At 62.5% G+C, this 20735-nt stretch carries 27 protein-coding genes; 18 read left to right on the forward strand and 9 right to left on the reverse strand.

From position 1 onward, the window contains the following. Positions 1-42 precede the first annotated feature (42 nt). Entirely contained in the window at positions 43-522 is a 480-nt protein-coding gene (gene ybaK, locus N2315_06065) for a Cys-tRNA(Pro) deacylase (GenBank protein MCX7828758.1), read from the reverse strand. An 86-nt stretch (positions 523-608) separates the two neighbouring features. On the opposite strand from ybaK, the gene N2315_06070 reads away from it, so the two are divergent. The 10 genes from N2315_06070 to N2315_06115 all read left to right on the forward strand — a co-directional run bounded on the left by N2315_06070 (position 609) and on the right by N2315_06115 (position 6148). Then, on the forward strand, positions 609-1757 hold the full coding sequence (locus N2315_06070) for a SpoIIE family protein phosphatase (protein MCX7828759.1): 1149 nt from the start codon (positions 609-611) through the stop codon (positions 1755-1757). 6 nt (positions 1758-1763) lie between these two features. Next, positions 1764-2048, forward strand: coding sequence for a (2Fe-2S)-binding protein (locus N2315_06075; GenBank protein MCX7828760.1), 285 nt, complete (start codon positions 1764-1766; stop codon positions 2046-2048). 114 nt (positions 2049-2162) lie between these two features. Beyond that, positions 2163-2375 (forward strand): hypothetical protein, encoded by a 213-nt coding sequence (locus N2315_06080; protein ID MCX7828761.1) that lies wholly within the window; start codon positions 2163-2165, stop codon positions 2373-2375. 33 nt (positions 2376-2408) lie between these two features. Then, positions 2409-2918: a thioredoxin family protein gene (locus tag N2315_06085; GenBank protein ID MCX7828762.1), complete on the forward strand. Its 510-nt coding sequence runs from the start codon at positions 2409-2411 to the stop codon at positions 2916-2918. After that, positions 2915-3055 (forward strand): hypothetical protein, encoded by a 141-nt coding sequence (locus N2315_06090; protein ID MCX7828763.1) that lies wholly within the window; start codon positions 2915-2917, stop codon positions 3053-3055. The genes N2315_06085 and N2315_06090 overlap by 4 nt, the downstream gene beginning before the upstream one ends. A gap of 6 nt (positions 3056-3061) precedes the next feature. Beyond that, positions 3062-3592, forward strand: coding sequence for a hypothetical protein (locus tag N2315_06095; GenBank protein MCX7828764.1), 531 nt, complete (start codon positions 3062-3064; stop codon positions 3590-3592). 249 nt (positions 3593-3841) lie between these two features. Then, positions 3842-4168, forward strand: a complete 327-nt coding sequence (locus tag N2315_06100) for a hypothetical protein (protein MCX7828765.1) — start codon at positions 3842-3844, stop codon at positions 4166-4168. A 3-nt stretch (positions 4169-4171) separates the two neighbouring features. Then, positions 4172-4504 carry a metalloregulator ArsR/SmtB family transcription factor gene (locus N2315_06105; protein MCX7828766.1) on the forward strand — a complete coding sequence of 111 codons (333 nt, stop codon included), beginning with the start codon at positions 4172-4174 and terminating at the stop codon, positions 4502-4504. 143 nt (positions 4505-4647) lie between these two features. After that, positions 4648-4884 carry a thioredoxin family protein gene (locus tag N2315_06110; GenBank protein MCX7828767.1) on the forward strand — a complete coding sequence of 79 codons (237 nt, stop codon included), beginning with the start codon at positions 4648-4650 and terminating at the stop codon, positions 4882-4884. A gap of 97 nt (positions 4885-4981) precedes the next feature. Next, positions 4982-6148 carry a permease gene (locus N2315_06115; GenBank protein ID MCX7828768.1) on the forward strand — a complete coding sequence of 389 codons (1167 nt, stop codon included), beginning with the start codon at positions 4982-4984 and terminating at the stop codon, positions 6146-6148. 57 nt (positions 6149-6205) lie between these two features. On the opposite strand, the gene N2315_06120 is transcribed toward N2315_06115, so the two are convergent. After that, on the reverse strand, positions 6206-6508 hold the full coding sequence (locus N2315_06120) for an STAS domain-containing protein (GenBank protein MCX7828769.1): 303 nt from the start codon (positions 6506-6508) through the stop codon (positions 6206-6208). Further along, positions 6505-7002: an ATP-binding protein gene (locus tag N2315_06125; GenBank protein MCX7828770.1), complete on the reverse strand. Its 498-nt coding sequence runs from the start codon at positions 7000-7002 to the stop codon at positions 6505-6507. The genes N2315_06120 and N2315_06125 overlap by 4 nt, the downstream gene beginning before the upstream one ends. Positions 7003-7071: 69 nt before the next feature. Here N2315_06125 and N2315_06130 point away from each other — a divergent pair, with 69 nt between their 5' ends. Further along, complete coding sequence (locus N2315_06130; protein ID MCX7828771.1) at positions 7072-7485, forward strand: ribonuclease HI family protein; 414 nt, start codon at positions 7072-7074, stop codon at positions 7483-7485. Further along, a complete protein-coding gene (locus tag N2315_06135) occupies positions 7479-8135 on the forward strand; it encodes a GntR family transcriptional regulator (GenBank protein MCX7828772.1) in 657 nt (218 codons plus the stop codon). The genes N2315_06130 and N2315_06135 overlap by 7 nt, the downstream gene beginning before the upstream one ends. On the opposite strand, the gene N2315_06140 is transcribed toward N2315_06135, so the two are convergent. Beyond that, complete coding sequence (locus N2315_06140) at positions 8132-9337, reverse strand: MFS transporter (GenBank protein MCX7828773.1); 1206 nt, start codon at positions 9335-9337, stop codon at positions 8132-8134. The two genes, N2315_06135 and N2315_06140, sit on opposite strands and share 4 nt — an antisense overlap. Before the next feature lie 66 nt (positions 9338-9403). On the opposite strand from N2315_06140, the gene N2315_06145 reads away from it, so the two are divergent. Then, on the forward strand, positions 9404-9814 hold the full coding sequence (locus N2315_06145) for a hypothetical protein (GenBank protein MCX7828774.1): 411 nt from the start codon (positions 9404-9406) through the stop codon (positions 9812-9814). A 1-nt stretch (position 9815) separates the two neighbouring features. On the opposite strand, the gene N2315_06150 is transcribed toward N2315_06145, so the two are convergent. Further along, the gene (locus N2315_06150; protein MCX7828775.1) at positions 9816-10712 is read right to left on the reverse strand and encodes a DMT family transporter; all 897 of its coding nucleotides are present in this window, start codon (positions 10710-10712) and stop codon (positions 9816-9818) included. 137 nt (positions 10713-10849) lie between these two features. Here N2315_06150 and N2315_06155 point away from each other — a divergent pair, with 137 nt between their 5' ends. The 3 genes from N2315_06155 to N2315_06165 are packed head-to-tail and all read left to right on the forward strand — an operon-like array spanning position 10850 to position 12943. Continuing rightward, entirely contained in the window at positions 10850-11290 is a 441-nt protein-coding gene (locus N2315_06155; GenBank protein ID MCX7828776.1) for a hypothetical protein, read from the forward strand. A gap of 2 nt (positions 11291-11292) precedes the next feature. Beyond that, entirely contained in the window at positions 11293-11754 is a 462-nt protein-coding gene (locus N2315_06160) for a hypothetical protein (GenBank protein MCX7828777.1), read from the forward strand. Continuing rightward, entirely contained in the window at positions 11741-12943 is a 1203-nt protein-coding gene (locus tag N2315_06165) for a metallophosphoesterase (GenBank protein MCX7828778.1), read from the forward strand. The genes N2315_06160 and N2315_06165 overlap by 14 nt, the downstream gene beginning before the upstream one ends. Here the strand turns inward: N2315_06165 and cls are convergent. Together cls and N2315_06175 are read right to left on the reverse strand one after the other, a co-directional pair. Continuing rightward, positions 12914-14503, reverse strand: a complete 1590-nt coding sequence (gene cls / locus N2315_06170) for a cardiolipin synthase (protein ID MCX7828779.1) — start codon at positions 14501-14503, stop codon at positions 12914-12916. The two genes, N2315_06165 and cls, sit on opposite strands and share 30 nt — an antisense overlap. Positions 14504-14516: 13 nt before the next feature. Next, complete coding sequence (locus N2315_06175) at positions 14517-15758, reverse strand: Glu/Leu/Phe/Val dehydrogenase (protein MCX7828780.1); 1242 nt, start codon at positions 15756-15758, stop codon at positions 14517-14519. A 126-nt stretch (positions 15759-15884) separates the two neighbouring features. Between N2315_06175 and rmuC the strand changes: the two genes are divergently transcribed. Both rmuC and N2315_06185 read left to right on the forward strand, forming a co-directional pair. Continuing rightward, on the forward strand, positions 15885-17441 hold the full coding sequence (gene rmuC / locus N2315_06180; protein MCX7828781.1) for a DNA recombination protein RmuC: 1557 nt from the start codon (positions 15885-15887) through the stop codon (positions 17439-17441). A 464-nt stretch (positions 17442-17905) separates the two neighbouring features. Beyond that, positions 17906-18700, forward strand: a complete 795-nt coding sequence (locus N2315_06185; protein MCX7828782.1) for an ADP-ribosylglycohydrolase family protein — start codon at positions 17906-17908, stop codon at positions 18698-18700. A gap of 110 nt (positions 18701-18810) precedes the next feature. On the opposite strand, the gene N2315_06190 is transcribed toward N2315_06185, so the two are convergent. Together N2315_06190 and N2315_06195 are read right to left on the reverse strand one after the other, a co-directional pair. Continuing rightward, positions 18811-20394 (reverse strand): BCCT family transporter, encoded by a 1584-nt coding sequence (locus N2315_06190; protein MCX7828783.1) that lies wholly within the window; start codon positions 20392-20394, stop codon positions 18811-18813. Positions 20395-20520: 126 nt separating this feature from the next. Next, a partial coding sequence (locus N2315_06195; protein MCX7828784.1) for a hypothetical protein occupies positions 20521-20735 on the reverse strand: 215 nt, incomplete at its 5' end.

Consider the following 20735-nt stretch of genomic DNA (forward strand, 5'->3'; position numbering starts at 1 on the left):
CGGGGCCCCGCCGACTGTGAAGTAGCGACGGACCTTGGGGGGTTACCTGGCTATGGAAGCCCACCTTCCCGAGCAGGCCCTTATGAGGTCATCGGGGGCGATGAAGACCTGAAGCCCCCGAAGGCCCGCGCTCACGGATATGAAGGGGAACTCCTTGGCCCTTTGGTCCACGTAGGTGGGAAACTGCTTCTTCATGCCCACCGGGGAACAGCCTCCCCTTACGTAGCCCGTGAGGGGCTGGAGGTCCTTGAGGTTGACCAGCTCCACCTTCTTGTTCCCCGACTCCGCCGCCAGGGCCTTGGTGTCCAGCTCCATGTCCCCCGGCACCACCGCCACCAGGTACCCGGTCTTGTCCCCCTTGAGCACCAGCGTCTTGAAGACCTGGCCCAGCGGAAGCCCCACTTTAGAAGCCACCGCCTGGGCGGACAGGTCCGAAGGGTCCACCGGGTACTCCGCAAGCTTGAACTCTATCTCCAATGACTCCAGTATCCTTACCGCGTTGGTCTTTGCCTTTTGCTTCAATTGGTTCCGCCTCCTCATATGGGCGTTGAGGACGCCCTTGGCGGAAAAGATTATAATCTCTTCGAAGACCCTTTGGGGGTGGGATTTTGGAAGGGGAAAACCTCTCTTTCGTGTTCAACTATCATCCGGACCTTCTGTTCGTCTTGGACCGGACCGGCCGGGTGCTGGAGGCGGGATTGCCCGCGGCGTTCCTCTTGGGGCTTTCCCTGGACGCCCTTCGGGGGTCGGACTTTGCCAACTTCCTGCCTGAGGACCAGCGGGAGTCCTTCAGGTCCTTCATATCAAGGGAGAGGATGCTTCGCATCGGCCGCTACTCCCTTCTGGGCTCCTCCGGCAAGCCACTTGAGATGGAGCTGCACTTCGCCCGGGGCTGCTGGAACGGCGGGGACGCCCTTTTCGTAACCGCCATCGACCTGTCCGAGCGTCTGAGGTCCGAGGCCCAGGCGGAGGTGTACCTGGAGGAGCTGGAGATAATGACCGTGAAGCTCCGGGAGGCCCAGCGGGCGTTGGAGGAGGAGTTCGCCAAGGCGGCCAACATTCACAGGAAGCTGCTGCCCAAGATCCCCCCCATGGATGGCATTGAAGGGGCCGCCTACTTTGAGCCCGCCTCCAAGATAGGCGGCGACTTTTACGAGGTGATGACCGTAGGCGGGCAGGTGCTGGCCTACCTGGTGGACGTCAGCGGCCATGGCCTGGACGGGGCCCTCATATCCCTTTTCGTCAGGGAGTGGGTGTCCGACTGGGCGCGCTCGCTGAAGGGCTCCCTGGAGCCGGAGCTTCTGGTGCGTTCCGCGGCCCAGAGGTTTGCGGAGGAGGAGATGCTTTACGACTACTTCATATGTATTCAGGCGGCGGTGATCAACCCCGATACGGGCCTTTGCAAGGTGGTGAACGCGGGCAACCACGTGCGGCCCATGCTGTTCGTCCCCGGAAAGGGGGCTAAGTTCCTGGACGCGGTGGGAACCCCGGTGGCGGGGCTGGGGGACATGGAGACGCTGCAGTCCGTAAGGGTGTCGTTCCCCAGGGGGGCCAGGCTTCTCATGTGCACCGACGGCATGGCAGACCAGGAGGCGGGGGCGGTGAGGTTCGGCCCCCGCAGGGTAAAGGAGGCCTTCGAAGGGGCCTCCCACCTGGGTCCCCAAGGGATCCTGGACAGGATAGCCCAGGAGTTCAAGGCCTTCCTGAACGGTTCCCCCACCAGGGATGACGTGACCATGTTGTGCTTCGGGAGGTAGGGGCATTTGGAGGATAGGATGGTATGCTGGTGTTCAAGGGTGACGGAAGAGGACGTCTTAGAGGCCGTAGCTAAGGGGGCTAGGACCTTGGAGGCCGTGAAGGCCATGACCGGGCCTGTACGGTTATGCGGTGCAAGGAGCTCCACCCCGAGGGCCGGTGCTGTTCCAAGGAAATCCTGGACATTCTGTCCCGCTTCGAGGAGGGCTCTGATTCCTCCGGCTGCGGGTGAGGGCCTGCTTGAGGGGCTGGAAGCTCCGCTAAAAATAGGAGAGGGCAAAGGCGGCCTTTGAAGGGGGGGTGAGGGCATGAAGGCGCGGATCACCTCGGAGTACTGGCTTGAGATGGTATCAAGGCACGGAAGGGACTTCCGGATGATAATGAGCACCATAATCGCCGGGTGATGAATGGCCTACAAGGGCCCCATGGGCCTTTGGGGTCCTCCGGAGGAGGACCTTGAGCGCTTCAGCCCCTTCCCGGTTGAGGGCCGGGAGGAGCTGACCTGTTGGGTGCACGAGGACGTGTTGCGGTGGATGGAGCGAAGCAACCCTTCGCCGGAGGGGGACTACCTGTTCTTCGTGGAGGGGGTAGGACGCCTTAGGTTCAGGCTTAGGGAGTGAGGTTCGGCTAGCTGGTTTTAGGAGGTTATGGGATTGAACTGGAGGGATAAACGGTTGTGGGCCCTGCTGGTGGCGCTGTTGGTCGTCGGCGCCGCATGGGCCATGCGGGAGTGGGACAGGAGGCGGGAGGCCCAGGTGGGGGGCTTCACCTTTCAGGTGAGGGACAGAGGGGAGATCTCCAAGGCCCTGTCGTCCTCCATGCCGGTGATGATAGACTTCGGCTCCGAGTACTGCGGCCCCTGCCGGGAGATGGCGCCGGAGCTTATAAAGGCGGAGAGGCTCCTTAGGGGCAAGGTTCGGGTGATTTTCGCCGACGTCTGGGAGGATCAGTCCCTGGCGGAGGGGTTCCCCCTGCGGGTGATCCCCACCCAGTTCTTCTTCCTCCCAAAGGGGGTGCCCATGAGGGCGCCCAAGGGGAACCCCTTGGGCCTTGTGGAGCATAGGTCCCAGGATGGGAGGCATCTTTTCACCTTCCACGAGGGGCCCTTGAGCGCGGAGGAGATAGTGGGGTTGTTCCGGCAGGCGGGGGTGTCGGTGGATTGACCTTGGACCCCCTGATTGTCTTGCAGTCCGGCCTTGCCCAAAGGCTTATGTACGCGGGTCTCTTCGGCCTTGCGGGGGCCTTCTCCCCCTGCTTCCTTGTGACCGCTCCGCTCACCGTGGCGGTGGTGGCGGTGTGAAGGGACGTGTCCTTCCGCCGGGGGCTTCTGCTTGGGGGATGCCTCACCTTGGGCATGGGGTTGGTTTACGTGCCCCTGGGGGCTGGGGCTTCCGCACTGGGAGGGCTGTTGGGTCAGGGCGGTGGGCTCTTCTACGGCCTTGTGGGAGGCCTGTGCCTGCTCTCGGGCCTTGCCCTTTTGGGCCTTGTGGAAGTGCCCATGCCCAAGATGGGGTCCACGGTGTTCTCCCCGGGGCCCTTGGGGGCGGTGCTCACCGGTTCCGCCCTGGCGGTGGTGTCCTCCCCCTGTTCGTCGCCGTTCCTCATAGCCGTGTTGGGCGCGGCGGTTAGCTCCGGCAGCCCCGAGGGGGGCGCCCTTTTGATGCTGGCTTACTCGGCGGGCCATTCGGCCCCCTTCATCCTGGCCGGCGCCTCCGGGGCGTTGATAAAGAGGCTCATGGAAAGCCGCTGGCTTGAAAAGGGGGAGAGGGCCTTCCGCTTCGCGGCGGGCCTTGTCATGCTGGGGCTGGCGGTTCGGTTCCTGTACCTGGCCTTTTAGGTTTTACCCCCCCGGGAGGGGGTTGATTTGCCGGCCTTATGTGGTAATATCGCCACATAGGCTCGATGAAGCCCCATGAATGCCCCTCTTGGGGTTTTAAGTTCTCCAGGGTAAGCGGTGGGGTGTGCTTATGGTTTTTGGGGGCCGGTTGTTTTAGGGTGGCGTCGGGGTCTTCCTTGAAGGCGGTTTTCGTTGGGTGTTTAGGTGGCCCGCTGAGCGGGCTTTCAGCCTGGGTGGGAGGTGTGCGCTGTGGAGGTAAGGGTTCAGATAATAGGCCCCAAGGGGTCGAAGGCCAATCCCAGCTGCTGTTGCGGGGGTGAGTCGTGCGATCCGGCTAAGACGTTGGAGGATGCGGCGGAGGAGATAAGGGCGCTTCTAGCTTCCGAGGGTTTCCCCCACGCGGAGGTGCGGGTGGAGGACCCATCAGAGCCGGATTGCGACCTAAAGGCCCGGCAGGCGGCGGAGGCCTCCCCGGAGCTGCTCCCCCTGGTGATGCTGAACGGCCGGGTCTGCGCCTTCGGCGGCGTGAAGGGGGACGTGCTCCTCAAGCTGATCCGCAAGATGGGAGGGCTTTAGCCTTTGTGCCAGGAGTTCGCGGAGGATGACCCGAGGGTCGCGGTGCTCAAGGCCATGGCCCATCCGGTGCGGCTTAGGATAATCGAGGCCCTGGGGGAGAAGGAGATGTGCGCCTGCAAGATCTCGGACCTCTTCCCCTTCGACAGGACCACCATAAGCAAGCACCTGTCCCTCATGAGGGAGGCGGGGATACTGTACTGCCGGAAGGAGGGCCTCAACGTCTATTATGGCCTTAGGATGACGTGCCTCCTGTCCCTTTTGGCCTGTGTGGGGCGTCTGTCTTCCACGGCGGAGGGGGAGGCCGTTGACCGGTGCCGCGGCTGTTCCTGCGGTTAGGCCTTTTGGACGGCCTGTTTCGGCCAGGGCCCGTGGGGCCTTTGAAAGCCCCGTGGGGCCCCTTAAAAGCCCCGTGGGGCCCTTGAAAAATTAAAATAAGTTCAAGGCTTGAAGATCATCATTGAATAGGAGGGTTTTAAAGTATGGAGATTCAGATACTGGGAACCGGGTGCCCTAAGTGCAAGAAGCTTCATGAGATGGCGGAGAAGGCCGCGGCGGAGCTAGGCCTTGACTGTGAGATCCGCAAGGTGAGCGACATAAACGAGATAATGGACTTCGGCGTCATGTCCACCCCGGCCCTGGCGGTGGACCGCAAGGTGCTCATAGCAGGACAGCTGCCCACCTACGAAAGGGTCAAGGAGCTCCTGTCCAAGCTCTAGAAGGCGGAGGCTTAAGGGCCCTTCGGGGCCCTTTTGAGGACAATATATGTGAAATATACGCCACAAAGCTTCAAATTAAGAATATGGAGATGATCCCATGAGCGACAGGAACAAGTTCCTTGGAATATTGGCGTTCTTCCTCACCTTCTACTTCCTCCCGGAGGGGCATCCCAGGGTAATGGCGGGGCTTTACGAGTCGGTGGCCATGATGAGCGATTACGCCAGGGAGCACGTGCTTTTGTGCCTTGTCCCCGCCTTCTTCATCGCCGGCGCCATATCGGTTTTCGTAAGCCAGCAGTCGGTGATGAAGTACCTTGGCGCCTCCGCCAAGAAGTGGGTGGCCTACTCGGTGGCCTCCGTGTCGGGCACCATCCTGGCGGTGTGCTCCTGTACGGTGCTGCCCCTTTTCGCCGGCATATACAAGCGGGGCGCGGGCCTAGGCCCCGCCTCGTCGTTCCTCTACTCCGGCCCAGCCATAAACGTGCTGGCCATAGCCATGACCGCCCGGGTGCTGGGTTTTAAGATGGGCCTTGCCAGGGCGGTTGGCGCCATAGTGTTCAGCGTGGTGATAGGCCTCATCATGGCCTTCCTCTTCCGGAAGGAGGAGGCCGCCCGGCAGGAGGGTTTCGCCCAGCTGCCCGACTACGGTGCGGAGAGGCCCCTATGGAAGACCGTGTTCTACATGGCTGGCATGGTCATATTCCTGGTGTTCGCCAACTGGGCCTCCCCCAAGACGGACAACCAGCTGTGGCGGAGCGTATACTCCGTCAAGTGGTACCTTGCGGGGCTGGGCTTTGCTATGACCGCCTTTGCGTCCATGACGTGGTTCGACGCCGAGGAGCGCAGGGAGTGGTTCAACTCCACCTGGGGCTACGCCCTTCAGGTGATGCCCCTTCTCTTCGGCGGCGTTCTGGTTGCGGGGTTCCTTCTGGGGCGTCCTGGCCACGAGGCGCTGATCCCAAGCCGCTACGTGGTCATGCTGGTGGGGGGCAACTCCCTGTGGGCCAACCTGTTCGCCGCCGTGTCCGGGGCTTTCATGTACTTCGCCACCCTGACGGAGGTGCCCATCCTGCAGGGCCTCATGGGGGCCGGAATGGGCAGCGGCCCCGCCCTGACGCTTCTTCTGGCGGGCCCCGCCCTTTCGCTTCCCAGCATGCTGGTCATAAACAGCGTACTTGGGCCCAAGAAGACCATAACTTACGTGATCCTGGTGGTGCTGCTCTCAACCGCCGCGGGGATGCTGTTCGGCTCCCTGGGGGTGTAACTTGGCGAAAGGCACAAAGGGGCGGGAAGGACCTGTCTTGGCTTCCCGCCCCTTGCCTTACCTTGGGAAGAATATCCTGTCCAGCTTGGTGAGCTCGAAGATCTCCCGCACGAGCCCATGGGCCCCCAGCGCCAACACCCTTCCGCCCAGGGGGACCACCCGCTTCTGGATGCTTATGAGGAGCCCCAGCCCCGCGCTGTCTATGTAGTCCAGCTTGGCGAAGTCGAAGACGAAGTTGTGATGCCCCGCTTCTATCTGTTCGAACAGCTGCCCTTTGAGTTCCGCGGCGTCCTCCACGTACAGATGTCCTTGAACCGTTATCTTGACAGCCTGATCATCCAAAGAGATCTGGTAGCTCATGTAAGCTCCCTCCTTGCAGAAAGCCCGGGCCTTGGGTTTTTGGAGCCTTTCGCCCCGCCGCTAGTCGCAGTTGCCCACGGGGGCTGTTCCATGGGACACTCCAGGACCACCCGCCGGCCTCGGTCCTCGAACCGAACGCTGCCCGCCATGGCCCGTATGAGGTAAAGCCCCCTGCCGTTGGGCATGTGGTCTTCCGGAAGCCCAAGGGTTGGGATAAAACCCCTGCCGCCGCAGGAAACGGACATGACAAGCCGTTCCCCTTTTCCCGATTCTTTGGTATCCTTTTCTATCCTGAGGGTAACCGGGGCCTTGCCGTGAAGGAACGCGTTGTTGATGGCTTCGTTGAGGGCCACGTATATGCGCAGGGCGCGGGAGGGGTTGAGCTCCCGCAAGACGCTCAGGATGCTCTCCCGGGTGGAGATCAGGTCCCTGTGGCTTTTGAAGACGAATATCACCCCGTACCCTCCCTTCTTGCAAGGGGCCTTGTTTCCCAAAGATTATATAACATTTTAGATGATGCCACAGCGGTTGTCCCGTTTGGCGGAAAGGCGGAGATGGTTTTGGTGAAGGGATACTTTGACGGCGCCTCCCGGGGCAACCCCGGGGTGGCGGGTGCCGGGGCGCTCCTGGAGGACCAAGGGCGGGTCATCTGGGAGTACCGTGGGTTTCTTGGGCGCAGGACCAACAACGAGGCGGAGTACCAGGCTTTGATCGCCCTTCTGGAGGAGGTGCGCCGCAGAGAGATCCGGTCGGTGTTGGTAATGGGGGACAGCCAGCTGGTGATAAGCCAGGTGACCCGGAAGTGGAAGATAAACATGCCCCACCTCAGGGAGCTGGCCTCCAGGGTTTGGGAGCTTTGCGATGGGCTGGAGGTCTCCTTTAAGTGGATACCCAGGGAGGAGAACAAGATGGCGGACCGGCTCTCCAACGAGGCCATAGACATGGGGGATGGAGAAGGAGGGGAACTGAATTGTTGATCGGCTCAACCGCCGCGGACGAGGCCTACAGGGCGGTGCGGCGAAAGATAATGTTGGGGGAGCTCAAGCCCGGGGAGAGGCTTTATGAGAACGCCCTGGCGGACCTTTTGGGCATAAGCAGGACTCCCGTCCGGGAGGCCTTCCGGCGGCTTGACGCGGACGGCCTTATCAACGTGGTGAGGAACGGCGGCGCCTGGGTGGCGGACCCCTCGGAGGAGGAGATCCGGGACGCCTTCGAGATAAGGGAGGTGCTGGAGGGCATGGCGGCCCGTAAGGGGGCCCTGTTGGCCAAGCCCTCGGTGATAAGGCGCCTTGAGGAGGAGCTCCACCGGGAGGCCTCGGCGGTGCGGGCTTTGGACCTTGAGGGTTACATAGACGCCAACTGGAGCTTCCACAGGCTGGTGGCGGAGTCCTCCGGCAGCAGGACCTTGAGGGAGTGTCTGGAGCGGCCCCTGGCCAAGACCTTCGCCTTTGCGGTGTTCCACCGGGACCTCTTCGCCGATGAGGTGGGGGAGGGGAGGGCCTCCACCATGGACCACCGGGCCATAATAGCCGCCCTGTCCGCCGGTAACGCGGACGAGGCGGAGCGGCTCATGAGGCTTCACGTAAGGCAAGTGGCCTCCCGCATGGGGTTCAGCCTGGGGGGTTAGGAGCTGCGGGATCTAAAGGATCTAAGCAGCGCAAGGCCGCAGAGGGCCGTCATGGCCCCCCCGGCGGATAGGGCGCTTCCCACCCCCAGGGCCTTGGCAAGGCCTCCGATTATGAGGCTTCCGAAGGGCCCCATCCCCATAACCGAGAGGATGTAGAGCCCCATGACCCGGCTCCTCTTGGAGTCCTCGGCGGTGAGCTGCAGCAGAGTGTTGGCCCCGATGAGGCAGAGCACCATGGTGAACCCCGCGGCGCCCACGGAGAGCATGGACGGAAGGGTGGAGCTGGACAGCCCGAAGGCCATGAGGGATCCGCCGAAGGCCAGGGCGGCCCTTGGGAGCAGGCTTGTCAAGCTCATCCCCATGGCGCCGGAGGCCATGAACAAGGACCCCGTTATGCCGCCCACGCCGGTGGCGGAGGTGAGGAACCCAAGGGTTCTGCTGTCCCCATGTAGCACGTCCTTCGCCACCGCCGGGAGCATGACGAGGTATGGGAAGGCGAAGAACGACAGGACCGTCATGGTAAGAAGCACCGCCCTTATGACCCGGTTCGACGCCCCGTAGCGCCAGCCCTCCACCATGTCCCTTAAGGGAGAGGAGCCTTCGTTCTTCGCCCTTGCATGGGTAAGCCTCATCATGGTTATGGCCTTGAGGGTGGCCAGGTACGAGGCGGCGTTGGCCATGAAGCAGACCCCCTCGCCTAGCTTTGCTATGGCGAAGCCCGCCACCGCGGGCCCTATGAGGCGGGCCAGGTTGAAGAGCGATGAGTTGAGGGCCAGGGCGTTCCCAAGGTCCGAGCGGTCGTCCAAGAGGTGCGGCACCAACGAGTGCCGGGTGGGCATCTCGAAGGAGTTTATGAGCCCCATGGCTAGGCTCAATACTATGACGTGCCAGTAGGAGATGAGGCCCGTGAGGGTCAGCGCCCCCAACGCCAGGGCCTGTAGGGCGCAGAGGGCCTGGCAGGCGAACAGGGCGGACTTGAGGTCCCAGCGGTCCAGCAGGGCCCCGGTGAAGGGGGTGAGGAACAGCATGGGGATCGACGCGGCGAAGTCCACGGTCCCCAACGCCATGGGAGAGCTGGTGAGCCGGTAGACCAGCCATCCGGTGGCCACCCGCTGCATCCAGAACCCGGTGAGGGATATGGCCTGGCCGGTGAAGAAGAGCCTGAAGTTCCTGTGCCGCAGCGACCTTACAAGTGCCGCCATGGAATTTAACCCTCCTTCCGAAGTATAATAAACCGAAGATCCCAAACGCCCTTCGGAGGTGTTGTCTTGAGCTTTGCCGCCGATACAGCCCATGGCTCCCCATCGGAGCGGATTAAACGTTGCGCCTTTAACGCCGAGCGCCTGGTGGCGGTGCTGTCCACCCTGGCGGACAGGATCGACCAGGCCAAGGCCAACGGCAACCAGGAGCTGGTGGATCATTACAGCCGGGAGTTCCAGAAGGCCTCTTTGAAGTTCATGGGCAACGTGGAGGCCCTGCTGGACGACTACTACCTCATCAAGGGCAAGCGACGCTCCCGCATAGCCAACGAACCCCTTGAGCCCTCGGAGCTGGAGGAGATATACGCCTCCGTGAAGGCCATGATAGACCTGCTTCCCCAAAAGCCAGCCCCCGAGGACTCCCTGGAGCCCCCGAGGAAGCCTTCGCTGCCCAAGGGACGCCTGGACGTGAAGGGCTAGCTCACAGCACCCCTATAACCCCCGAACCCAAGACCACCATCCCCACGCCTATCCACTGGTGCCTTGCCAGGCGCTCCTTCATGAACCACACCGCCGCCAGGGCGGTTATGAGGGGGCTTGAGGCGGTTATGGGGGTTATGAGCGACGCCGGAGAGGTCCTGAGTGCCACCGCGAAGGTGTACCCCCCAAGCGCCAGCCCCACCGCGCCGGAGGCGTTGAGGATGAGCCAGGTTTTCAAAGGTATCTTCAAAAGCGCCGCCCTCCGGCCGCGCTGCTTGCCGGGGCCCATGAACCACATGGCCCAGGCGATGACGAAAAGGCTCAGGGACCTCCACCAGTTGGCCCCCACCGGAGAGAAGCCGCCTGCGGTCACCAGCCACTTGGTGATGGGTATGCTTACCCCCCAGCAGAGGGCCGCCGATAGGGCCTTCAGATACCCCTTGAGGGGGTAGACCTCCGCCTCTTCCTGGGACCTCTCCATCCGTAGCAGCGCCAGCCCCGCCACTATGGCCAGCGTGGCCCCCAGGTGCCACAAGGAGGGCCTCTCGCCAAGCCATAGCATGGACACCAGGGTTACCATCAACGGATAGGAGCTGCCCACCGCCACCGCCCTGCTGACGCCAAGCTCCTTTATGGCCCCGAAGTACAGGTAGTCCCCAAGCACGTTGCCAAGGTACACGTTTATCAGCACCAACGGCACCGCCCAAAGGGTTGAGGGCGCGAAGCACCCGGAGCCCGACATAAGGGCTATCATGCTCATTCCCCCGAAGAACCCGAAGGACCTCATGGGGTTTATGTCGTCCCGCCTCACGCCCCTCATGCCCACCTTCAAGAGTATGGGGGATAAGGCCCAAAGACAAGCGGTAACTAATCCAAGGAACAGCCCTAACAGAGTCATGTTTTATTCGACATCCTCCTATGTTTGGTAAGCTTCAGGATAATTCTAACCGTTCAAAAGGTCAAAGGGGGTCTTCGATGGGGCCCCGGGAGGATGGGAAAATGTGTTAATCTATTGCCTGTCGGGGGGGGTTGGGTTTGAGCGACGGTTTGGAGTTTTTTAAGGTTTCCCTTGCAAGGGGGGTCCGCCTTGGCGTAAGGACCACGTGGACGCTGGTCAAGATATCGGTTCCGGTGTACGTGGCGGTGTCGCTGCTGGGGGCCACGCCGGTGCTTGGGTGGATAGCCAGGGCCTGCGAGCCCCTCATGAGGTTCTTCGGGCTTCCCGGGGAGGCTGCCATGGTGTTGGTGATAGGCAACGGGTTGAACCTGTACGCCGCCATCGGGGCCATGAAGGCGTTGCCCCTTACGGGGCATCAGATAACCACGTTGGCCCTGATGCTGTCCTTTTCTCACAACCTCTTCGTGGAGGGGGCCTTGTGCCGCAAGCTGGGGCTCTCCTTCTGGCTCATGGCGGCCATAAGGGTGGCCATGGCGTCGGCGGCGGGGGTTGTGATGGGCGTCGCTTGGGGGGGTTGAACGTGGAGCTGCTTTTGAAGATAGCCTTGGGGGCGTTGAAGTCCGTTAAGAACCTGGCGGTGATCGTGGTGCCCCTCATGATCCTCATGCAGCTTGCCAGGGACTACAAGCTGATGGAGCGGATGCTTGGGATCTTCACGCCGGTCTCAAGGGCCCTTGGCATATCAAAACGGGCATCTCTGCCCCTTATGGTGGGTTTGGCCTTCGGGCTCGCCTACGGGGCTGGGGTGATAATCCAGGTCTCCGAGGAGGAGGGGTTGTCCCTTAAGGACCGTTTCCTGGTGGTGCTGTTCCTGGTGGGGTGCCACGCGGTGGTGGAGGACACGCTGGTCTTCGTGGCGGTGGGGGCCAACGGGTGGCTCTTGCTCTTCTCCCGGGTCCTGGTGGCGGTGGCGGTGACCGCCCTGTGCGCCAGGTTCCTCCCCTTAGGGGCTTTCAAGGTGCGGGAAGATGAAGCCCATTGATCCCCTCCGCCGGGACAGGCTGGGGCACTCCGCCTCCGCCCTCGGGGCCTTCCTGCTGCTTGGGGTTACCCTGTGGGCCTACAGGAGCTGGGTCTACCCCTTTGAGGGGGCGGTAACGGCCCTCATGGTGCTGGTCCCCCTGGCGGCCTTCCCGTTCATGGGGCACCTCGTAAAGGCCCCCCGGAGGCTTTCGGGGCTTATGAAGCTGCTGGAGGAGGGGTCGTACCTCATGGTGCCCCTGTGTTTCCTATGGGCGGTGCTGGTGTGGGCGGCGCTTCTGCTAAGGGCCCTGTGGCTTCCCCTGGTGATGTTGGGCATCCCCCATGCCTGGCCCTTTGGCTTTTTAAAGCCTCCGTTGGACCTTTGGCTCTCCCTTTTGGGGGCCATAGGGGCAGTGGCCGTAGGCCTTAAGGAGGCCTCGTCGGTTCGGGTTCGCCGGTTCCTCATAGCTTCCCCGCATATCCCAAGGGGCTTCTCCCTTCGGGTGGTGCAGATATCGGATTTGCACCTTGGCATGGTGAACGACCGGCCCTTCGTGAGGCGCCTTGCGGCCGCCATAAAGGACCTGCGGCCGGACCTTTTGGTGTCCACCGGGGACCTGTTGGACGGCCCGGCGGAGGGGCTTTCGGACGTGGCGGAGCAGATGAGGTCCATAGCTCCCCCCCTTGGGGCCTTTGCGGTGCTGGGCAACCACGAGCACTACGCGGGGGACTTAATGGCGGAGGAGTTCCACCGGCTTTGCGGGTTCCACGTGTTGAGGGATCAGGCGGTTGCAGCTGGGCCCTTGTTGATAGCCGGTGTAGATGATTCCTGCGGCGTCTCGCTAAGGCGGGAGGACCGGGAGCGGGAGGACCGCTTCTGGGAGGAGCTGCAGTGCCCACAGGGGGTCTTCGTCCTTGGGCTGAAGCACCGGCCCTCCCTTAGGCGCTCCTCCGCCGGCAAGTTTCACCTCATGCTCTGCGGACACGTGCACGGAGGCCAGATATTCCCCTTCTCGCTGCTGGCCAGGTCCGCCTACAGGCACTCCCTTGGGCTTGTGAGGCTCAAGGGCGGCTTCAAGGGGGGCCTCATGTACGTGAGCCCCGGCACCGGCACCTGGGGGGCCCCGGTGAGGCTATTGGCTCCACCGGAGGTGACGGTGTTCGACCTTGTCTTCGGCCTAGAGCTCCGGGGAAAGGAGGCGGAATGAGGACTCAAGCAGCCTGTGGGCGAAGGGCCGCCCATCCCAGTCCTGGCGGTTTACCTCCAGGCTGTCCGCGAAGTCCTTTACGAAGTCCGCTTCCAGCCGCTCCACCGCCCTTTGGTCGAACACGAAGGCCTGGGCCTCGTAGTTTATCTCCAAGCTTCGAACGTCCATGTTGACGGTGCCCACCGACGCGGCGCTTCGGTCCGCGATTAGGGTCTTGGCGTGGATGAACCCCCTTTGGTACAGGAACACCCGCACCCCCGCCTCCAGCAGCTCCCTTATGTGGTAGCGGGAGGCCCAGAAGACGCTTAGGTGGTCCGGCCTGGAGGGCATCACCACTCGAACGTCCACGCCCCTGAGGGAGGCGTTGGTGATGGCCCAAAGGATCTCCGGCCCCGGCACCAGGTAGGGGGTGGTGAGCCACAGCCGCTCCCGGGAGCTGTTTATCACCGAAAGGTAAGCGTGCTTCATCAGGTCCTCGTGGGGCGAGTCGGGGCCGCCGGAGGCCAGCTGCACGAAGGGCGGCGTAAGGCGCGGCTTAAGGTGGTGGAGGGGGAGCTCCTCCGAGGCGGCGAAGAGCCAGTCCCGGCGGAACAGGTTGTCAAGACCCTTGGTGGCGTCGCCGGTGAACCGGGCCATGGTGTCCCGCCAGGGGCTCAGGCGCTTTGAAAGCCCCATGTACTTGTCCCCTATGTTGAAACCCCCGATGAACCCCACCCGTCCGTCCATGACCGCGATCTTCCGGTGGTTCCTGTAGTTGAACTCCCGGCGGAACATGGGGAAGGATATGGGGAGGAACGGAACCGCCTGGACCCCCGCACTTCGAAGGTCCTCCACGAAATGGTGTCTCAGCCCCCAGCTGCCCACCCCGTCGTAGATGAGCCGCACCTTAACCCCCTGCCGGGCCTTGGCCTTGAGGAGCTCGCCGAAGGCGTGCCCCGTGGCGTCGTCCGCTATGGAGAAGAACTCGCAGTGCACGAACTCCCGGGCCCCCTCTATGGCGGAGAAGAGCGCCCCGAAGGCGGAGGCGGAGTCCGACGTTACCAGCAGGTCCTCATACGTTAGCGGCGCCGAGTCCCCCGCCAGGAAAAGCAGCCTGGAGGTCCCGTCCAGGGCGCTGCCAAGGCCCCTTTGATCGGCGGGCATGAGGGGCCTTGGGCATCTAACCCGTCTTCGGGACAGTTTGTGGTGCCGCCGCCTTAATGTCCTGGCGGAGGCGAAACGGGGTCCCAGCAGGAAGTAAAGCGCAAGCCCCAAAAGGGGCACGAAGGCCAGGGCCATGAGCCACGCCACGGTCCTGTCGGGGTTTCGGTTCTCCAACAGTATGACGATGCCCACAAAGGTTCCGTAGGCGGCCACCATGACGGGGCTCATCACGGCCTCGATCAGCTGTTTGGCGGCGTCCTGTCCTAGCCCCAGCAGTTCCTCCAGAAGCCCCCCGTGGGACCATCTGTTGGCGAGCCACCAAAGGGCCATCCTGCTGGAGCGTAGGTTCAGCAGGATGAGGAGCAAAAGCAGCGCCAGCAGCGCCCCAAGGGCGGTTACAAGGAACCTCCGGCGCATGTAGCCCCTTCCCTTACGGCCATATGCCCTTCAGCTTCATGGCCCTTAGCACCCGTCCCACCCCGCGTATGAAGGCGGCGGTCCTAAGGGGTATCTTGTAGTTCTCGGACAGGGCCATGGTCTCCCCCATGGCCTCCTTCAGCTTCTCCTTGAGCTTTCGGACCACCTTCTGCTGCCGCCATACCTCTCCTGAGCGGCACTGGACCCACTCGAAGTAGCTCACGGTGACGCCGCCGGAGTTGGCCAGCACGTCCGGGATGACCACGGTCCCATTGGCCTGCAGAATCTGGTCCGCCTCCGGGGTGGTGGGGGCGTTGGCCAGCTCCAACACCACCTTGGCCTTGATGGAGCCGGCGTTGTGGGCGGTTACGGCGCACTCCAGCGCCGCGGGGACCAGGATGTGGCAGTCCACCCCGAAGATCTCGTCCCCCGCTATGTTGTCCGCGTCCTTGTAGTCCTTGAGGACCCCGGTCATCATCTTGTGGGCCGTGAGGTCCTCCGGGTCCAGCCCCGCCTCCCGGTAGACCCCCCCGTGGCTGTCCGATATGGCCACCACCTTGAGCCCCATGGCGCTAAGGGCCTTGTGGGCTGTTATGCCAAGGCTCCCGTAGCCCTGGATGGCCACCTTCAGCCCCTGGGGGTCCATGCGGTTTCCCTTGAGGAACTCCTCCAGGACGAAGGCCCCTCCCATGGCCCCCGCCTCTCCACGCCCCCTGGATCCCCCCACCTCCAGGGGCTTCCCGGTGAAGGATGCCGGGGAGTTGATCCCCTTGAGCTTCTCGTAGGTGTCCAGGAACCAGGCCATTATCTGGGGGTTGGTGTTCACGTCCGGCGCGGGTATCTCAACCTCCTCGCCGCTGTCCTTGGCGGTGGCGGCGGCGTAGAGCCTTGCCAGCCGCTCCAGCTCCTCCTGGTCCAGCTGATGGGGGTCGATCTTGACGCCCCCCTTGGAGCCCCCGAAGGGCAGTCCCGCGGCGGAGCACTTGACGGTCATCCACCCCGAGAGGGCCATTATCTCCTCCCGGGAGGCCTCCCGGTAGAACCGGACCCCTCCCTTGTAGGGGCCCAGGGCGTTGTTGTGCCGGCTGCGCCAGGCCTTTATGGGCACCACCGACCCGTCGGACATCCTAAGGGGCAGGGTGTACTCAGTCACCTCCCGGGGCTCCAGGAACAGCGGCAAGAGCTCCGAGTTGGCCCCAAGGTACGGTTCCGCCGCCTGCACCTGCTTTCTGAACATGGAGTAAAGGTTGTGCATGGAAGACCCCCCTTTTTTCGCTTTCTGATCATATGAAGCTTGAGTCCCCTGTGAGCTTTGGAATATCATATCAGTTAAAGGCCCATGGGATGCAAAATTTTTCTTAAATTGAGGGGGTATTCGGAGTTGGACGGTTTTCTGTTGCCGTTGGTTTTGGTGGGCGTGGTGGCGGCCCTGGGGCTTCTGTTGAGGGTCCTTTCGGTGATGAGCGGTGTTTTAAGCGTCCAGGAGCTTGAGCGGCAGCTGGGTCGCCTCGACGAGGCCTTAAGGCGCGAGGGGGATCTCATGAGGCAGGAGCTCCGGGCCCTTCGGGAGGAGCTGTCCAGGGGGCAGTCGGAGCAGCGGGTGGAGCTGCGGGATGCGGTGGAGTCCTCGGGTCGGCGGCAGCTGGAGGTTTTAAGCGACGGCCTTGCCCGGATGGCGGAGGCCAATTCGGTCCAGATGGCCCAGGTCTTCAAGAGGCTTGAGGAGCTGTCCCAGGGGGTTAACTCCAGCCTGTCCGCCGGGAGCCAGTCGGTGCTCAAGACCCTCAACGATGGTATGGGCGATTTCTCAAGGCGGCTCAACGAGCTGTCCGAGGCGGTGAGCGCCAAGCTTTCCGGCGGCAACGAGGCGGTCTTGAGGTCCTTGAGCGACGGGATGGGGGCTTTTTCTAGCCGCATAGGGGAGCTGTCCGATTCGGTGAACTCGAGGCTTTTGGGCATAAACGACACGGTCCGGAGGTCCCTTGAGGAGGTTAGGCTCTCCATGACCAGCGGGGTTGAGAGCATAAGGCGCAGCAACGAGGAGAAGCTGGACAGGATGCGGGAGGTGGTGGAGGAGAAGCTGCACTCCGCCCTGGAGAGGCGTCTTGGGGAGGCCTTCAGCAGCGTGTCCGAGCGGCTTGAGAAGGTCCACCAGGGGCTTGGGGAGATGAGGAACCTGGCGGGGGACGTGGGGGACCTCAAGCGGGTGCTGTCCAACGTGAAGGTCCGGGGCACCTGGGGCGAGGTGCAGCTGGGGAACCTTTTGGAGCAGGTGCTCACCCCGGAGCAGTACGGAAGGAACGTGGCCTTAGGCCATGGGCTAAACAGCCGGGTGGAGTTTGCGGTGAAGCTTCCCGGCGACGGTGAGGCGGTGTGGCTTCCCATAGACGCCAAGTTCCCGCAGGAGGACTACCAGCGCCTTGAGAGCGCCTTAGAGGCGGGGGACCGGGATAGGGCGGAGGAGAGCCGCAAGGCCCTTGTGAAGCGGTTTGAGGAGGAGGCCAAGAAGATAAGGGAGAGGTACGTGTGTCCTCCCCTCACCACCGATTTTGCCATCATGTACCTGCCGGTGGAGGGGCTTTACGCCGAGGCCTTAAGGGCGGACGGCTTGCTGGACCGGCTCATGTCCCAGCATCGGGTGGTGCCGGTGGGTCCCACGGTGCTGGGGGCTTTGTTGAACAGCCTTCAGATGGGCTTCAGGACCTTGGCGGTGCAGCAGCGTTCGTCGGAGGTGTGGAACCTTCTTGGGCAGGTTAAGACCGAGTTTGGCAAGTTCGGGGCTCTGCTTGACAAGGCCCGGGCGAAGATACAGGAGGCGGGGAACCACCTTGAGAAGGTGACCGGAAAGACCAGGACCATAGAGAGGCGCCTTAAGGGTGTGGAGGCCCTCCCCTCCGGGGATGACCTGGAGCTCTCCGGGGAGGAGTACGGGGAGTAAAGGGAGAGAGTTTATTTTTATTAATGCGGTTGGCGGACTCGATCCAGAGGGCCTGTTCGCAGCCCCTTTATGGTAGGGGGCTTTTAAGAAGGGGCTGTGGCCTGGGATGGTTTCGATTAGGCGGGTGGCTTTGTGGTTTAGCTATTAATTGCGCGGACATGGAGCGTGGGGTAGAACGCGGGAAGTTTCGCGCGTTGTATGAAGCGTTGGCTTTGCGGGTTTGGTTTTCAGGTGTAATGGTTCTTTGTGGGTTTTAGGGTCTGCCTTGTGCGGGTTCGCGGGACGGGTTTTGCGAAGCCTTGATATCAGAGGCTTTGGGACATGCGCAGTCGCCTGCCGCGCGCGGGCGTGGATGAGTGGATGAAAACCCATTGAAACTGCCGCCCCCTCAGGGGTATCCTCTCCTATGGCCAATATGGCCAAACCCCTGCCGGGGAGGATCCTAAATCCTGGAGGTGCATCCCTTGCTCGGAGCAGTCATAGGAGACATAGCCGGTTCCCGCTTCGAACGAACGCCACACAAGGGCAAGGACTTCGCCCTCTTCGACCCCCGGTGCCGCTTCACCGACGACACCGTCATGACCATGGCCGTGGCAAAGGCCATCCTCCTAAGCGCCGGAAACCACTCCCTCGTGGCGGATAACACCGTAAAATGCATGCGGCACCTGGGCCGCCTCTACCCCAACCGAGGTTACGGCTCCATGTTCGCCCGCTGGCTTAATTCCCCCGACCCCGCCCCTTACGGAAGCTCCGGCAACGGCGCCGCCATGCGGGTAAGCCCCTGCGGCCTCGCCGCCAAAAGCCTGGAGGAGGCGAAAACCCTGGCCTTCGAGGCCACAAGGGTCACCCACAACCACCCACAGGCCCTTAAGGCCGCGGAGGCGGTGGCGTCCACGGTCTTCCTGGCCCGCCAAGGGGCGTCCATGGAAGACCTCCTGTGGCACGTAAAGGACTACTACCCCATGGACTTCACACTGGACCAGATAAGGGACTCCTACTCCTTCAGCTCCTCCTGCGATGACACGGTCCCCCAGGCGCTTAAGGCCTTCCTTGAGTCCCATGGCTTCGAGGACGCGGTGCGGAACGCCATATCCCTGGGGGGCGACACCGACACCCTGGCCGCCGTGGCGGGCTCCGTGGCGGAGGCCTTCTACGGCGTACCAAAGACGTTGCGGGACTCCGCCATCGGCTTCCTTGACGGGCCCCTTGTGGAGATACTCCTGGAGTTCGAGGCCCAATACCCGCCAAAGATTACGTGAGCACAGCCCGATGGGGGACATGAGAAGACGGGAGGGGAACGCCCACCCCCCCGCCTTCTCTTTAAATTTTTAAATCTTAACGCCATAAGCCCCCGTAAGGCTGACGGCCCTTAAACGGTATCCTCCGCCGCCTCGCCGCAGGGCTCACCACAGGCATCCTCCACCTCCCCCATGCCCTTCACTATGGCCCTTAGGGCGCCGAAGGCCATGAGGCACATGAAGAAGAGGATGGGGAAACCCGCCACGGTGGCGATCTGCTTGGTGGCGTCTATGCCCGATATCTTGCCGGAGCTGCTCAAGAGGTTGATTATGGCCATGGAGGCCATGACGACCCCCCAGAATATCTTCATCCCCGCCGGCGGTTCCTTGCCCTCCAGGTGGGAGCCGGTCATGGAGAGGGAGGCCACCGTGGTGGTCATGGAGTCGCACAGGGTTACGATGGAGAGTATGAGCACCCCTATGAACACCCAGGACCATACGGTGCCCAACGGCGCGTTCTTAAGGAAGGCGAACACCGACACCTCAAGGCCGGAGCTCCTGATGGACTCCCATATCCTGCCCCCGTGGATCTGGGAGTATATGGCGCTGCCCCCGAAGATGGAGAACCACACAAGTCCGAACACCGACGGAAGCACCAGGTTGAACAGCAGGAACTGCCGTATGGTCCTGCCGTAGGAGAGCCTGGCCAGGAACATGCCGATCAAGGGGGCGTAAGCCAGCCATATGGCCCAGTAGTACACCGGCCACCACCGGGGCCAGGGGCTCCCATCTATGGGGGAAAGGTAAAGGGTCCGCTCGAAGAAGTTGTTCACAAAGTGCCCGAAACCCTGCACCCCCAGGTTCAGGATGAAGCTGGTGGGACCCACGGCGAAGAAGAAGAGCATCATGAAGAGGAATATCTTGGCGTTGTAGTCCGACAGTATCCGGATGCCCTTCATTATCCCCGAGTAGGAGGAGACGATGTATATGGACACGGTGACCACCAACACCGCCGCCCAGACCGCCTTGCCGGTTTTTATGCCGGTGAGGCTGTTAAGGCCGCTGCCCGCTTGCATGGCTCCCACGCCGAGCACCGCCGCCACACCTCCCGCTATGGCAAGAAGGCATACGTTGTCCACCAGCGCCCCGACTAGCCCCGTGGCCCTCCGGCCGAATATGGGGTACAGGGTGGAGCTCACCGCGTAGGGAAGCTTCATGTTGTAGGCGCAGTAGGCTATCCCCAGCCCCGCTATGGCGTACATGGCGTAGGGGATGAAGGTCCAGTGGATGAACGTGGTGGTCATGGAGAACATGGCGGCCCCCTCGGTGCCGGCCTTGAGGCCGAGGAAGTCCGGAGGGCTCATGAAGTGGGTTATGGGCTCCGCTATGCCCCAGAAGAGTATACCCGTGGCGATGCCGCCGCAGAGGGATATGGAGAACCACTGCCAGTCGGTCAGCGTGGGCTTGGCGTCCTTTCCGCCGAACCTTATGTCCCCGTACCTGGACATGCCAAGGTACGCGCAAATCGCCAGGAACATGACGCTGGAAAGCTGAAACAACCACCCGAATTTGGTGAAGGCGAACTCCACTATGGCGGACTCCGCCTTGTAAAAGGCCTCCGGCGCCAGAACCCCAAGGGCTATGGCCCCAAGGAATATGGCCGCCATGGGATAGAACACCGCTCCCCTTATGCTCATCCCCTCTTTGGATATCATACCCCGTCCTCCCTTCTCTCCTTCATCATGGCTTCGAAAACACCGCGGCCAGATGCCGCCCTTTCATTGACATGAAAGCCGAATCGCCGGAGGTGGTATCCGCTTAACTCCCCCAAGACCACCTCCTTAAGCGCAGCCGCCCCGGGCGGCGTGGAGGATCTTGCGGGTTCTTACGGCCATTAGCGCCTTAGCCATGTCCACCGACAGGTCCCGGTCCTCCTCCATGAAAGGCACGTCCTCCCTTAGGGCCCTCAGGGCCCGGGAGGTACCCTCGCCGTAAGAGGCCCCCCTCATGTCCATGGCCTGGGCGGCGTGGAGGACCCTGTCTCTTATACACATCT

Origin of the sequence: Thermanaerothrix sp., assembly GCA_026417795.1 — a bacterium.
Classification (GTDB): Bacteria; Synergistota; Synergistia; order Synergistales; family Synergistaceae; genus Thermanaerovibrio.

What these genes read in the sequence shown, in the direction of transcription:
- N2315_06080 (MCX7828761.1), top strand. Translation starts at nt 2,163, where the DNA reads ATGGCCTACAAGGGCCCCATGGGCCTTTGGGGTCCTCCGGAGGAGGAC.
- N2315_06110 (MCX7828767.1), top strand. Translation starts at nt 4,648, where the DNA reads ATGGAGATTCAGATACTGGGAACCGGGTGCCCTAAGTGCAAGAAGCTT.
- N2315_06115 (MCX7828768.1), top strand. Translation starts at nt 4,982, where the DNA reads ATGAGCGACAGGAACAAGTTCCTTGGAATATTGGCGTTCTTCCTCACC.
- N2315_06120 (MCX7828769.1), bottom strand. Translation starts at nt 6,508, where the DNA reads ATGAGCTACCAGATCTCTTTGGATGATCAGGCTGTCAAGATAACGGTT.
- N2315_06140 (MCX7828773.1), bottom strand. Translation starts at nt 9,337, where the DNA reads ATGGCGGCACTTGTAAGGTCGCTGCGGCACAGGAACTTCAGGCTCTTC.
- N2315_06150 (MCX7828775.1), bottom strand. Translation starts at nt 10,712, where the DNA reads ATGACTCTGTTAGGGCTGTTCCTTGGATTAGTTACCGCTTGTCTTTGG.
- N2315_06165 (MCX7828778.1), top strand. Translation starts at nt 11,741, where the DNA reads ATGAAGCCCATTGATCCCCTCCGCCGGGACAGGCTGGGGCACTCCGCC.
- cls (MCX7828779.1), bottom strand. Translation starts at nt 14,503, where the DNA reads ATGCGCCGGAGGTTCCTTGTAACCGCCCTTGGGGCGCTGCTGGCGCTG.
- N2315_06175 (MCX7828780.1), bottom strand. Translation starts at nt 15,758, where the DNA reads ATGCACAACCTTTACTCCATGTTCAGAAAGCAGGTGCAGGCGGCGGAA.
- N2315_06190 (MCX7828783.1), bottom strand. Translation starts at nt 20,394, where the DNA reads ATGATATCCAAAGAGGGGATGAGCATAAGGGGAGCGGTGTTCTATCCC.